This is a genomic window from Aeromonas sp. Marseille-Q7275, from assembly GCF_965119515.1.
Map to the genome: position 1 here is coordinate 26062 of NZ_CBCPLW010000012.1, position 12349 is coordinate 38410.

The window sequence follows — 12349 nt, forward strand, 5'->3', positions numbered from 1 at the left end:
ACGGCTTTTTGTTTTATGGCATATTCATAAACCACCTTTGCCAATGACCATCATCATGCTCCCATCACTCTTGTTGACCGTGGTGCTTGCCAATGCTCCCGTGCCGGATCCTGCGGCCAGCGAGGCCGTGACCGTGTGCCAGCAATTCGTGCAGGTGCGTTTGGGCAAGGCAGAGCAGCCCGAGGAGATCAAGGTGCAGCCTGTCCCGAAGCGGGCAGGGGAGTGGCTGATCGATGGCAAGGTAAAAGGACCCGAAGGTCCTTTGTTGTTTGCTTGTTTGCTGCGGCAGGGAAAGCGCTGGGAATTGCTCAACTTCTCGCTCTGGGCGCCGCAGGAACTCAATTCGGCTTGAGTGCCACCAGCAGGTGTTGAAGATGCTCCAGCATGGTCATGCCGAAGGGGGTCAGATAGCCGCCATCGACGGCACTGATCAAGCCTTGGCTGTGCAGACGCTGCGCCGCCAGGCACAGCTCTTCAGACATGTCGCTGCGTAACTTGATCCCCAGACTCATGTTCGCCGGATCAAAGCATGCCAGTATTTTCAGCTCATTCACAAAATCGTCGGAAACCTGGTCGATCCCACTCATGGATGCACTCCTTACGCTAAAGATGTATGCAAACTAGCATTCCCGGTTTGACTTTAGTGGGCGCTGGCTCAAAGTATTGGGCTTTGTCTGGGCCGGCTGTGCCCGAACGCTGCTTTTTTGGCCGGAAGCATCACGCCCCGGCTGGCTGGACGAGCAGAGTCCGCGTGCCGCTAAACATGGTAGAATGGCCCCTCTTTTGTCCCCCTGGCCAGGTATGAACCCAGGTCTTCCAGCTCAAGGCGCGTCTCATGATCACTGTCACTCTGGTATCTCTGCTGCACACCCTAGGTCCCCGCTTTCCTGTTTATGCTCCGTCCTTGTTGCTCCCCTTGCTCGATGAGCATCAGGGGGATCTCTGGCTGCCTTCCATCAAGGGGGCGGATGTCGCCGCCCTGCGCCAGCATGGCAAGGGGGGCGGGGCCCAGACCCTGGCCCCTCTGGCGGTGGGGTGGTGCGACTTCGGAACCGGCGGCGAGGGGGATACTCCCGAGCTGGACGCGCTGGCGAGTTACGACGAAGAGATGCTGGACAACCTGCTGATGTACTGGCACAGCCCTGGCAAGATCAACAGCCCGATCACCGATAACCTGTTCGAGCTGCGCCGCGAGGTGGTGGATGAAGCCCATGGCACCGGGCTGGCGACCGCCTGGCAGCAGCAGCAACAGGCGCGCTTCGAGCAGATCATGCAAGGTGTGCAGGCCGGGCGGGATCAGCTCTGTTTCGTCGAGGTGGAGTCCGCCTACTGGCTGCGCCAGCGTTTCTGCGAGACGGCGGAGATCACCCTGATGACCCCGGCGCTGGGCTGAGATCGCCGAAACAGGGGCGACTGAGCACTCTTGCTGGACAAGGCGCCAGCAAGATGTGAACATGTCGCCCTTTATTGAATGAGAGACTTGACCAATGAGCTATGAACTTAGCGACACCGAGCGCAATGCCGCGCTGCAACTGAACGCCGACTACCGCTTTGATCACTTCATCAGCAAGCTGGTCGAGCACGAAGAGCTGTTTGTTCTGACCGACGAGCACGGCGTCATGATGCTGACCACCGAAGACGAAGACTGCATCCCGGTCTGGCCGCATCCGGAATACGCCAAGGCCTGGGCCGAAGGCGAGTGGGCAGACTGCAAGCCGCAGTCCATCACCCTCAAGGTGTGGCTGGATCGCTGGGTCGATGGCATGGAGCAGGACGAGCTCTGTGTGGCCGTGTTCCCGACCCCGGAGCAGGAAGGCATAGTGCTGGATCCGGCCGACGTGGCCGACGCCATCGCGCAAAAGCAGGCCAAGCGCGGCTAAGCCCCGTCCAGGCGCTGCCGCCACAAAGAAGACCCCGCCACAGTGCGGGGTCTTTTGTTTGCGCCGAGCCAGAGCGTGGAGAGGGCTCAGGGCTGTTGATAGCGGGTGTCGATCAGGGTGACGGGAGGGAAGGTCTTGCCCTGCTTGATGGCGGCTTTCGTCTCCGCTTTCAGCTGCTCGTCAATCCAGAGCAGGCCGCCGAAGCTGTAGCCCGAGTTGGCGCCATCCAGGGGCCAGTAGAGCAGATCGCTCTGGGGCGTTGCCGGCGTCTTGGGCAGTTTTATCCAGCGCCAGGCACCTGCCCGGGTATAGGGGACCTGATAGGCGGGGACGAAGCTGGCCAGCTCATAGAGCCGCTGCTGGATCTGCCGTGAGAGCTCGGCCTTCTTGCCGAAGTCGAAGGCCTTGTCGTATTGCTCCACCAGGGCCGAGATGGCGTCGTCATCGAGGTTCATAATGTTGTTGGTCTGGGGCTTGTTGGCGTTGACCTTGTGGAAGTGCTCCCAGTAGGCCGGGTAGCGGCCACTGCTCCAGGCCATCCAGGCGCTCTGGTGCTTCTTCTCCAGCATGGATTTGAAGCCGGCGGAGGCATCCATCAGGTTCAGCTCCAGATTGAGGCCCGCCTTCTTCGCCTCTTCCCGCAGCAGGGTCAGGCGCTGGGCATGCTCGGCCGTGGTGTAGGTGATGCTGAGGGAGAGGGGCTGGCCCTTGTCGTTTTGCAAGATGCCATCCGGCCCCGTCTTGGTGAAGCCCGCCTTGGCGAAGTAGTCCCGTGCGAGCCTGGGATCGAAGGGGCGTGCCTTGATGTCGGTGTTGGTAAAGGCCCCCTGGCCCGAGCCGTAGCTGTTGAGGCGCTGGTAGTCCCCCCGCAGCAGGGTGGCGATCATCTTGTCGAGGGCGAGGGCATACTGGATGCCGAGCCGCACATTGATATCCTTGAGCAGCGGGTCTGCGGTGTTGAGGTAAAGCCCCATGGGGGACTGCGGCGTCTGGTTGTAGAACCAGAGCCGCTCGATATAGCCCTTCTCGAACTCGGCTGTCTTGCTCTTGTCGTGCCACCAGTTGGGCATGACCAGAGGGAAGGTGTCGAGATCGCCGCGCAGGAAGTGCTGCCAGGCGATGTTCTGATCCCTGAGCACCTTGATCTCTATCCGGTCCGGGTTGAAGCGGTGCTGGAAATAGCGCTCCCCGTCACCCCACCAATCCTTGACCCGGTTGAAGGTGACCGACTTGCCCTTCTTCAGCTCGCCAATCTGGTAGGCGCCGGTGACCGGCAGCACCTTCCAGTTGTACTCCTTGACCCAGTTGGCCGTGAGCTGGATGGCATGGCTCGGCTCCGGGCTGAACGGCAGAGATTCCAGCAAATCCTCCCGGCTCTTCTCGGTGCCGCTGGTGATGGCGAGGGTGTGATCGTCGAACCTGGTGACCTCGCTTATCTGGGTGCTGTAGTAGTTGTTGTACCAGGGATCATTGATCTCCTTGCTGCGCATCATCTTGAGGGTAAAGAGCCAGTCATCGGCGGTGACGGGCTGGCCGTCCGACCAGCGCGCCTTGGGATTGAGGCGAAAATAGAGGGTCTTGTGGTCGGCGCCGAAGGCCCATGCGCTGGCCAGCATGGGAATGGGATTGCCGGTCACCGGATGGGTGGCGAGCAGGGGCAGATTGGTTTCGCGGACGTAACCGGCGAAGCCGCCGTTGGAGTCGGGCCCGTACTTGCGCAAGGTGAGCGGGAAGCTCGACATGAAGTCACGGAAGGTGCCGCCCCGTTTGGCCTCTGGATCGGCATAGACGGGGTCTGTGTCGTTGCTCTCCCACTTGAGATCCGCCGGCAGGGTGGCACTCCAGCCGAAGGCGCTCCAGCAGAGGGGGAGCATCATGGCCGCGGCCCGCATGACACGGGGCAAAGCGGGGATGACCGAGGGTGAACTGTGCAGCATGTCCTTGCTCTCCTGATGGTTGGCGTCCTGCCGGGTCAAGCTGTGGGGCCCGTAAGGGCCTGTCTCATCATGGGAAGTTTCCCCATCGAGGTCAATGCTCGGCTTGTGCCTTGAACAACCTCATTTTTCCGCCCAGCAGATGGACCACGAAGCCGAGCAGCACCAGGCCGGATCCCAGCCACTGCAGTGACGTGGGGTGCTCATCGAGCAGCAGGGCGGCCGCCACCATGCCGACGCAGGGCACCAGCAGGGAGAGTGGCGCCACCTGGGCCACCGGATAGCGCATCAGCAGCCGCCCCCAGAGGCCGTAGCCAAGCCAAGTGGCGACCAGCGAGAGATAGAGTACGCACAAGAGCCCCTGCCAGCTGAAGTTGAGCAGGCTGGTGGCAATGACATCGGGCCCCTCGAACAACCAGGAGAGCGCGAAGAAGGGCAGTATGGGCACCAGGCCGCCCCAGGCGATAAGGCTTGGCAGCGCGGTCTGGTAACGCAGCCCAATCTGGCGATTGATGACGTTGCCAAGGCCCCAGCAGGCGGCGGCGCACAGGGTCAGCACGAAGCCGAGCAGGGTCAGGTTGCCTTCGCCATGGGTGGCGATGAGATAGAGACCGGCCCCCGCCAGTGGCAGCGCTACCCAGTGGTGGGGCTGCCAGCGCTCCCCCAGCCAGATCATGGCGAACAGCAGGGTGAACACCACCTGGGATTGCAGCACCAGGGAGGCCATGCCCGCTGGCATGCCGAACTTCATGGCGCAGAACAGGAAGGCGAACTGCCCCAGGCTGATGGCGCCGCCATAGGCCAGCAGCCAGCGCCAGGGCATGGCGGGCCTGGGCACCAGCAAGATGGCGGGGAAGACAACGCCGACGAAGCGCAGCGCCCCCAGCAGCAGCGGCGGTATGCCCTCCAGCCCCCATTTGATCGCCACGAAGTTGAGTCCCCAGCAGAGAATGACCAGGGCGGCCAGACACTTGTCCTTGGCTTGCATACAGCGTCCTTGTGTGAGAGGCAGGGCCATGAGATGGCGCCGGAAGAGCGAAGCATACCCTCGACAGGGTGGCTGGCGTCAAGTCGCAAGCGGGGAGGTGGGGCAGGTCAGGCGGCAAGCCGCAATGACAGGTTCAGGCGGTGACGCAGTGCAGGTTATGCCGCGGGCTACGATGGCGGCGCGCATGGGGGCGAACTGGCCATCGTCGGTGACCAGCACGCCGATCTGGCCCGGGGCACCCAGCTGGCTGGGGTGGATGGCGCCAAATTTGCTGCTGTCGGTGATGACCACATTGGTCATCCCCTTGGCCAGCACGCTGTTGACCACGTCGGCCCGCATCATGTCGCGGCCGGTAAAGCCCACCTCGGGGTGAAAACCGTCGACCCCGATGAAGGCCTTGGAGAAGTGCACCTGCTCGATGCAGAGGCGCGTCAGCGGCCCCACCACGCTTTCGCTCTGATGCTGGAACAGGCCGCCGAGCAGCACCACCTGAGCCGGGGTGTCCTTGAGCAGATGGGCGATATAGCTGCTGATGGTGATGATGATGACCCGCTTGTGCAGGGCAAGGTGGCGCGCCAGCATTGCGTTGGCGCTGCCCCCTTCGATAAAGACCGTCTCGCCATCTTCCACCAGCTGGGCGGCCCGCTCGGCGAGGCGCTCCTTGAGCAGGTAGTTGATGTTCATCCGGGCATCCGGATCATCGGTCTCCAGCGCCATGGCCGAGCCGTGCACCCGTCTGAGCAGTCCCTGTTTCTCCAGCGCGGTGAGGTCGTTGCGCACCGTCACCTCTGACACCCCTGTGTGCCGTGACAGCTCGGCCACGCTCATCTTGCGGGCCTGATGTACCAGGGTGAGGATCAGTTGGTGGCGTGGATTCATGGTGCGCTCGCATGCAAGGTGGTGGATAGCGGCAAGCCACCCCTGGGGTGGCTTGCCAATCATATGACGTCACGGGCGCCATGGGGGGCGCCCCGTCAGAGACTGTGCTCGGTGCGGGCGATGATATCATCTTGCGCATCCGGGGATAAGGCGGTGAAGAAGGCCGAATAGCCGGCCACCCGCACCACCAGATCCCGGTACTGATCCGGATTGGCCTTGGCCGCCAGCAGGGTTTCGCGCGAGACGATGTTGTACTGCACGTGCCACCCCTTGTGCACCTCGAAGAAGGTGCGCAGCAGGCTCATCAGCTTGGTTTTGTCCCGCTCGTTCTCAAGGCTGGCCGGACTCAGCTTCTGGTTGAGCAGCACCCCGCCGAGGATGGCCGCCGTGGGCAGCTTGCCGATGGAGTTGAATACCGCCGTCGGGCCGAGACGATCCGACCCCGAGGAGGGGCTGGCCCCTTCCGCCAGCGGGGTGCGGGCGCGGCGACCATCCGGGGTGGCCATGGTGGCGGCACCGAAGGGCACGTTGGCGGAGATGGAGGAGGTGCCGGCATAGTAAGTACCGCCGATGGGGCCACGGCCGAAGCGGGTGTTGTGCATCCCCTTGAGCTCGTCGATGTAGCTCTGGTAAGCCTGCACCAGCAGCAGGTCAACCTCGTCCAGATCGTTGCCATATTTGGGGGCAGCGTTGGTGAGGCGCTGGCGCAACTGCTCCCCCGCCAGCCCGGCAAAGTCTTGCTCCAGGGCGGCGGCCAGCTCGTGCTGATCCACCGCACCCTGTTCGAACACCAGTTTCTTCAGGGCAGCCAGACTGTTGCCGAGGTTGGCGATCCCCACCTGCAGACCGGAGACCCAGTCATAGACGGCGCCCCCCTCCTTAATGGTCTTGCCGCGCTCGATGCAGTCATCTACCAAAGTGCTGCAGAGGATGTCATGGGCCTGCGCCTCCAGCACGCTGTCGACCACGCAGTCGATCTCGATGGATTTGCGGGTGAAGTAGCGCACCTGCTCATCCCAGCGGGCCATCACCTCGTCAAAGTTGCCAAAGCTGCCGTCTCGCAGCGATTGGGGTTGGGGCAGGAAGACCTTGCCTGTGGTGGCATCGCGGCCGCCATCGAGGGAGGCCAGCAGAATGCGGGCGAAGTTGATAAAGCTCATGCCGGTGCAGCGGTAGCCCCACTTGCCGGGCACGGCGGTCTCGATGCAACCGATGGCGGCATAGTGGTGGGCATCCTCCACGCTCACCCCGAGCTTGATGAACTCGGGGATCACCACCTCGTCGTTGTTGAAGGCGGGCATGCCGAAGCCGCAGCGGATCACCTGAATGCAGGCGTCGAGGAAATCCTCGCTCATCCCCGCGTGGTAGCGCACCGAGAGGTTGGGCTGGGTCGAGCGTAGCTGGCCGCAGGACTCCAGAATCGCGTAGGAGAGGCCGTTGACTGCGTCATGGGCCGCACCATCACGCCAGTTCTGGCCGCCGATGGTGACGTTCTGGTAGAGCGGGCTGCCGGCGGAGGCCTTGGAGTGGGTGCCGGAGCGGATCTTGTTCACCTCCAGCAATTTGAGCCAGCATCCTTGCAGCAGTTCGATGGCGCGTGTCCGAGGCAGAGATTCCGACAATTCCACCTCGCGGCGATACCAGGGGTAGAGGTACTGATCCATCCGGCCAAACGACACCGAGTGGCCGTTGGATTCGATCTGCAGGATGAGCTGGATAAAGTAGCAGAGCTGCAGCGCCTGCCAGAAGGTCTCGGGTGGCTGGTGGGCGATGTGGGCGCAGTTGAGCGCCATGGTCTCAAGCTCGCTTTGGCGCTCGGGGCGCGGCTCCTGCACGGCCATGTCGCGGGCAAGGATGGCGTAGCGCCCGATATGATCGCTGACCGCCTCCAGGGTGATGGCGACGGCGTGCAGGAACTGCTCGCGCTGCAGATCGGCCCAATCCGCCAGATCCAGCCGACTGCGCCGCTCGGCCACCTTGGCCTTGAAGCCATCGAGCCCCAGTGTGAGCAGCTCCTCGTAGTTGACCGCGAGGTGGGCATCCCCCGAGGTCATGTTGCCCTCGGCCTTGATGATGCCGCTCTCCAGCAGCGCTTTCTGCTCGTCGGTAAAGAGGCCGAAGCAGCGATCCTGCACCGTTTGGCCACGCCAGAAGGGGGTGAGGGCATGGATGATCGCCTTGTCGGTTTCGCTGACCGCAAAGCCGGCACCGGGTCTGTCTGCCAGCTCGTCTATTTCCTTCTCAATCCAGCTCACCGTGTATTCGGGAAACAGCGGCGCCGCCCGTACCTGACTGGCCTGATTGCCGACGATAAGCTCGTCGTGCTTGATCCAGATGGTGCGTTCCTTGAGGTGATGAGCCAGCGCCAGGGCGCGACGCACCGGCAGCGGGCGGGCGAGATGAGCCTGATAGGCCTCGGTGTAGTGGCGGGCACGCTCGGTGCAGACCGGTGGCTGAACGATGTGGATCAGGCTCTCTTTGTGGGCGCGGATCCGCGGGCTGAGGGTATTGAGGTCGAGCTGGGTCATGATCTTATCCTCTGGTCACAGGGGTCAGCCCCTGATGTTGGGCGTATGCGTGGGCAAAGCGGAGTAAATCGGGGTCGTCGAGCGGTGTGTCCGGCGCCTGATAGGGCAGATCCAGCAGGGCATATTTGCCCATCCCCAGCGTGTGGTAGGGGAGGAAGTGGATCTCTTGCACAATGCCGAGGCTGGCGGCGGTGTCGGTGATGGCTTCGATCGATTCGCGGTCGGCATTGAAGCCGGGAATGAGCGGTACCCGGATCTGCATCGGCACGCCGTGCTCGGCGAGGCGTTTGAGGTTCGCGATGGGCAGCTCCACCTTGCCGCGGGTCCAGTGGAAGAAACGTTCTTTATCCACGTGTTTGAGATCCGCCAGCACCAGATCCAGTGAGGGGAGGCTCGGCTCAATCTGGTGCCAGGGCACATGGAGGCAGCTCTCGACCGCGGTGTGCAGCCCTTGTGCCTTGCAGCGGGCCAGCAGGGCGGCGGCAAAGTCGGGCTGCATAAACGGCTCGCCACCGGAGAGGGTGACGCCACCGCCGCTGCGCTCGAAGAAGGGGCGATCCCGCAGTATGGTGTCCATCAGGGTATCCAGGGTTTCATCCCGGCCGCACACTTGCAGCGCTTCGCTCGGGCAGAGGCCGCGCAGCCGTTCCATATCTTCGGCCTTGAGGGCTGAACGGGTGAGCTGGATCCCCTCGCTGTCACGCAAGATAGCCGGACAGGTCTGGCTACAGAGCTGGCATCCCTCAATGCATTGGCGCCGGTCGAGTAATATGTCCGGCTTGGGAGAGCGGCTCTCCGGGTTTTGACACCACAGACAGGCCAGCGAACACCCCTTGAGAAATACCAGGGTGCGAATGCCGGGGCCATCGTGAGTTGAATATCGTTGCAGGTCGAAAATCATACCGCCTCCTTTTGTTTTTTTATTCTATTTGCTTTCATTCGAAGGTTGATTTGATTTCGATCAAGTAATTTGCAGATGTTTTATCGCTAGAATGGCGACATATTGAACATCCCATTAAGGAGTTAGAGATGGAGCTGTATCTCGATACCGCCGATGTGGCGGCAGTGCGTCGCTGGTCACGGATCCTGCCGTTGGCCGGTGTTACCACCAATCCTTCCATTACTGCCGCCGGGGGATTGCCGCTCGACGAGCTGCTGCCCGCCCTGCGCGACGTGCTGGGACCCAAGGCTCGACTGTTTGCCCAGGTGATGGCCAAAACCGAAACCGAGATGGTGCGCGAGGCATTTGCCCTGCGTGAGCTGGACCCGGATCTGGTGATCAAGATCCCGGTATGCGCAGAGGGGCTGGCGGCCATCAAGAGCCTGACCGCCAACGGCGTGCCGACCCTGGGCACGGCTGTCTATACCCCGTTGCAAGGCTGGCTGGCGGCGGTGGCGGGGGCGGAATATGTCGCTCCCTACGTGAACCGGCTGGATGCCCAGGGTGGTGATGGCATCGCCACCGTGCAGGAGCTGCAACAGCTGCTTGAGCTGCACGCCCCGAACAGCAAGGTGCTGGCGGCGTCATTCCGTACTCCCCGTCAGGCGCTTGACTGCCTGCTGGCCGGTTGCCAATCCATCACATTGCCGCTTGATGTGGCGGAGCAGCTGCTGAACGTGCCTGCGGTGGATGCGGCGCTGGTGAAGTTTGATCAGGATTGGCAGCGCGCCTTCGGTCGCTGATTGCCTGACTGCAGTGATAGAGGGGGGGAGGGTGAAGAGGCGCGGGTGATGGGGATTGACCGACTAGACTTGGAAGAGGTGGCCACCTTCGCTGGCCGCCTTGCTGTCTACCGGAGGTATCCCATGAGCGACCATACCCTGCTGCCCCATGGTGAGGATCTGCGCCGCGCCGTACGCTGGCTCAGCGAACACCATGAACACGACATCCGGGCCATCGAGGAGGCCTGCGTTCGCTTCGATCTCTCCCCGCTGGATGAGGAGTTCCTCCTCCGTTATTGCCGCGAGCAGGCACCGGAGTCCCAGGTTCGCTAGACGAAGTTGGCCAGGTTGATGCCAAACTCCTTGGGATCGACCGTGCTCTCTATGCTCTCCTGCCCCCCATTTCTGGCGAGATCCAGCCACTGCACCTCGAGGTAGTGGCGCTGGGTGGCGTGATAGATCACCTTGACCAGCGGCTTGAGCGGCTGCTGTTCGTTGCGCTGCATCACGACCGCCAGCCGCTGGTTGGAGAGCTGCACCAGAGTGCCCACCGGATAGACCCCCATGCACTTGATGAACTTGGTGACCAGCTCGGCATCAAAGTGCTGGTTGATGCCTTTGAGCAGGATGCGAAACGCCTGGGTCGGCTGCATCCCCTGCTTGTAGACCCTGTCTGCCGTCACCGCATCGTAGACATCGACGATGCCGCTCATGCGGGTGTAGAGGGAGAGCTGATCCCCCTTGAGCCGCTGCGGATAGCCGGTGCCATCGAGGCGCTCGTGGTGGTTGGCGGCCACCTCCAGCATGGTGGGGGTGATGCCGGCGGTATTGCTGAGGATGTCGTAGCTGTGCACCACGTGCTGGCGCATCACGCCAAACTCCTCGTCGGTCAGCTTGCCCGGCTTGTTCAGCACCTCGTCCGGGGTCATGATCTTGCCCACGTCGTGGAGCAGGCCACCCAGGGTCAGCTCCTTGAGCACGCTGCGCTCAAGCCCCAGATAACGGCCGAAGTTGGCGAGCAGTATGGCCACGTTCATGGAGTGTTCCATCAGGTAGGCATCCTTGGCCCGGATCCGCGCCAGACAGAGCATGGCGTCGCCATGGGTGAACATGGTGTCCACCATCTCCTCGGCGACCGCCGCCAGCGGAGTGATGTCGATGGGTTCCCCGGCCTTGAGGTGGCGAATGAACTTGCCCTGCAGCTCGCGCGCCTCCTGATAGAGACGGCGGATCTTGAGCTCGCGCCCTTCGCCACTGCCTGCGGGACGCGCCGAGCCTGCACTTTGGGCTGGGCTCGGGGAGACGACCTGCTCGATCCCGGGCAGTTTGCTGCGGGCGAGATCCACCCGCACCGTCAGCACGCCGCGCCGGATCAGCGCATCCACCTGCTGACGGTTGGTCACCAGCCCCGTCTGGGCGATTTCCATGGCGCCGGTCTGGCTGGCGATGGCTATCACGTACATGCCAGGTTGCAACTGGTTGACGGGGATGACGGGATGAGGCTGAGTCGGCTTCATGGTGGCTTCCTGGGATTATTATTATGCGTGTTGTCGGCGCTCTGTCGGCAGTCTATCACTGGCACATCATGGCGTCAGGCGCCATCTGCCTAACTTCTCCCTTAGTGCTGGCGTTGTGGGGGCCGGCCTATATAATGACGCCCCTTGATAACGTTGGATTCCGAGGTTTTGTGCATGCGGCTCGATAAATTTCTTTGCGATTGCTCCGATTTGACCCGTTCCCAGGCGGGCAAGCTGATCCGTCAGGGGGAGGTGATGGTGGACGGTATCCTGGTCAAGCAGCCCGCCTTCCACATCAATGAGCAGAGCCTGATCGAGTTTGATGGCGTGACCTTGACCCTGAATCAGCAGAATCGCTACTTCATGCTGCACAAGCCGGAAGGCTACGTCTGCTCCAACGAAGACCCCGATCACGCCACCGTGTTCCATCTGCTGGATGAGCCCGCCATGGGCAAGCTGCACGTGGTTGGCCGGCTCGATCTCGACACCACAGGCCTGGTGCTGATCACCGACGACGGCAAGTGGTCCCACCGCATCACCTCGCCGCGCCACGAGTGTGCCAAGACCTATCATGTCTGGCTGGCCGACCCCGTGAGCGAGGATGCCATCTCGCTGTTTGAAGATGGCGTCTACCTGCGCAACGAGACCGACAAGACCCGCCCTGCCCAGCTGGAGATCCTGGGGGAGTGCGAGGCCAGGCTGACCATTCACGAGGGCAAGTACCACCAGGTGAAGCGGATGTTTGCCGCCATCGGCAACAAGGTGATAGGGCTGCATCGGGAGCGGATCGGGGCACTCGGCCTGGACGACGAGCTGGCACCGGGGGAATACCGGGAGCTGACCGCCGAGGAAGTGGCCCAGTTTTAATCACGCCATCCGACGGCGAAGGTTCGCAATGAGGTTACCGCGTCCGATTACGCCGCGACGCGGCTAATCGAACCGGCAGAAGCAATTGAATTTG

At 62.4% G+C, this 12349-nt stretch carries 12 protein-coding genes and 1 pseudogene; 6 read left to right on the forward strand and 7 right to left on the reverse strand.

Annotated features, from left to right (window positions below; translation table 11 throughout):
- The first annotated feature begins 55 nt into the window (after nucleotides 1-55).
- Complete coding sequence (locus tag ACWPWQ_RS12610) at nucleotides 56-352, forward strand: hypothetical protein (RefSeq protein WP_454009994.1); 297 nt, start codon at nucleotides 56-58, stop codon at nucleotides 350-352.
- Here ACWPWQ_RS12610 and ACWPWQ_RS12615 read toward each other — a convergent pair.
- On the reverse strand, nucleotides 339-587 hold the full coding sequence (locus ACWPWQ_RS12615; RefSeq protein ID WP_202046142.1) for a TIGR02647 family protein: 249 nt from the start codon (nucleotides 585-587) through the stop codon (nucleotides 339-341). The genes ACWPWQ_RS12610 and ACWPWQ_RS12615 overlap by 14 nt on opposite strands.
- Nucleotides 588-835: 248 nt before the next feature.
- On the opposite strand from ACWPWQ_RS12615, the gene ACWPWQ_RS12620 reads away from it, so the two are divergent.
- Both ACWPWQ_RS12620 and ACWPWQ_RS12625 read left to right on the forward strand, forming a co-directional pair.
- Complete coding sequence (locus ACWPWQ_RS12620; RefSeq protein WP_454009923.1) at nucleotides 836-1393, forward strand: hypothetical protein; 558 nt, start codon at nucleotides 836-838, stop codon at nucleotides 1391-1393.
- A gap of 94 nt (nucleotides 1394-1487) precedes the next feature.
- Entirely contained in the window at nucleotides 1488-1880 is a 393-nt protein-coding gene (locus tag ACWPWQ_RS12625; RefSeq protein ID WP_005331447.1) for a DUF2750 domain-containing protein, read from the forward strand.
- Between the two features lie 86 nt (nucleotides 1881-1966).
- Here ACWPWQ_RS12625 and ACWPWQ_RS12630 read toward each other — a convergent pair whose 3' ends face one another.
- From ACWPWQ_RS12630 to ACWPWQ_RS12650, 5 genes and pseudogenes are all read right to left on the reverse strand, one after another.
- Nucleotides 1967-3772: an extracellular solute-binding protein gene (locus ACWPWQ_RS12630; protein ID WP_454009995.1), complete on the reverse strand. Its 1806-nt coding sequence runs from the start codon at nucleotides 3770-3772 to the stop codon at nucleotides 1967-1969.
- A gap of 136 nt (nucleotides 3773-3908) precedes the next feature.
- Nucleotides 3909-4802, reverse strand: a complete 894-nt coding sequence (locus tag ACWPWQ_RS12635) for an EamA family transporter (protein WP_139434844.1) — start codon at nucleotides 4800-4802, stop codon at nucleotides 3909-3911.
- A gap of 133 nt (nucleotides 4803-4935) precedes the next feature.
- A pseudogene (locus tag ACWPWQ_RS12640) lies at nucleotides 4936-5681 on the reverse strand (DeoR family transcriptional regulator).
- Nucleotides 5682-5776: 95 nt separating this feature from the next.
- Nucleotides 5777-8209: a formate C-acetyltransferase/glycerol dehydratase family glycyl radical enzyme gene (locus tag ACWPWQ_RS12645; protein WP_454009924.1), complete on the reverse strand. Its 2433-nt coding sequence runs from the start codon at nucleotides 8207-8209 to the stop codon at nucleotides 5777-5779.
- A gap of 4 nt (nucleotides 8210-8213) precedes the next feature.
- Nucleotides 8214-9110, reverse strand: a complete 897-nt coding sequence (locus ACWPWQ_RS12650) for a glycyl-radical enzyme activating protein (protein ID WP_454009925.1) — start codon at nucleotides 9108-9110, stop codon at nucleotides 8214-8216.
- Nucleotides 9111-9238: 128 nt separating this feature from the next.
- Here ACWPWQ_RS12650 and fsa point away from each other — a divergent pair, with 128 nt between their 5' ends.
- Together fsa and ACWPWQ_RS12660 are read left to right on the forward strand one after the other, a co-directional pair.
- Nucleotides 9239-9892 carry a fructose-6-phosphate aldolase gene (gene fsa, locus ACWPWQ_RS12655; RefSeq protein ID WP_265436688.1) on the forward strand — a complete coding sequence of 218 codons (654 nt, stop codon included), beginning with the start codon at nucleotides 9239-9241 and terminating at the stop codon, nucleotides 9890-9892.
- A gap of 123 nt (nucleotides 9893-10015) precedes the next feature.
- Nucleotides 10016-10204 (forward strand): hypothetical protein, encoded by a 189-nt coding sequence (locus ACWPWQ_RS12660; protein WP_139434855.1) that lies wholly within the window; start codon nucleotides 10016-10018, stop codon nucleotides 10202-10204.
- Here ACWPWQ_RS12660 and ACWPWQ_RS12665 read toward each other — a convergent pair.
- Nucleotides 10201-11388 (reverse strand): HD-GYP domain-containing protein, encoded by a 1188-nt coding sequence (locus ACWPWQ_RS12665; RefSeq protein ID WP_139434857.1) that lies wholly within the window; start codon nucleotides 11386-11388, stop codon nucleotides 10201-10203. The genes ACWPWQ_RS12660 and ACWPWQ_RS12665 overlap by 4 nt on opposite strands.
- Before the next feature lie 174 nt (nucleotides 11389-11562).
- On the opposite strand from ACWPWQ_RS12665, the gene rsuA reads away from it, so the two are divergent.
- Complete coding sequence (rsuA, locus tag ACWPWQ_RS12670) at nucleotides 11563-12255, forward strand: 16S rRNA pseudouridine(516) synthase RsuA (RefSeq protein WP_106886353.1); 693 nt, start codon at nucleotides 11563-11565, stop codon at nucleotides 12253-12255.
- The last annotated feature ends 94 nt before the right edge of the window (nucleotides 12256-12349 follow it).

Bases quoted from the DNA above. Each gene is read 5' to 3' on its own strand.
- ACWPWQ_RS12610 (WP_454009994.1), top strand. From the start codon at position 56: ATGCTCCCATCACTCTTGTTGACCGTGGTGCTTGCCAATGCTCCCGTG.
- ACWPWQ_RS12615 (WP_202046142.1), bottom strand. From the start codon at position 587: ATGAGTGGGATCGACCAGGTTTCCGACGATTTTGTGAATGAGCTGAAA.
- ACWPWQ_RS12620 (WP_454009923.1), top strand. From the start codon at position 836: ATGATCACTGTCACTCTGGTATCTCTGCTGCACACCCTAGGTCCCCGC.
- ACWPWQ_RS12625 (WP_005331447.1), top strand. From the start codon at position 1,488: ATGAGCTATGAACTTAGCGACACCGAGCGCAATGCCGCGCTGCAACTG.
- ACWPWQ_RS12630 (WP_454009995.1), bottom strand. From the start codon at position 3,772: ATGCGGGCCGCGGCCATGATGCTCCCCCTCTGCTGGAGCGCCTTCGGC.
- ACWPWQ_RS12635 (WP_139434844.1), bottom strand. From the start codon at position 4,802: ATGCAAGCCAAGGACAAGTGTCTGGCCGCCCTGGTCATTCTCTGCTGG.
- ACWPWQ_RS12645 (WP_454009924.1), bottom strand. From the start codon at position 8,209: ATGACCCAGCTCGACCTCAATACCCTCAGCCCGCGGATCCGCGCCCAC.
- ACWPWQ_RS12650 (WP_454009925.1), bottom strand. From the start codon at position 9,110: ATGATTTTCGACCTGCAACGATATTCAACTCACGATGGCCCCGGCATT.
- fsa (WP_265436688.1), top strand. From the start codon at position 9,239: ATGGAGCTGTATCTCGATACCGCCGATGTGGCGGCAGTGCGTCGCTGG.
- ACWPWQ_RS12660 (WP_139434855.1), top strand. From the start codon at position 10,016: ATGAGCGACCATACCCTGCTGCCCCATGGTGAGGATCTGCGCCGCGCC.
- ACWPWQ_RS12665 (WP_139434857.1), bottom strand. From the start codon at position 11,388: ATGAAGCCGACTCAGCCTCATCCCGTCATCCCCGTCAACCAGTTGCAA.
- rsuA (WP_106886353.1), top strand. From the start codon at position 11,563: ATGCGGCTCGATAAATTTCTTTGCGATTGCTCCGATTTGACCCGTTCC.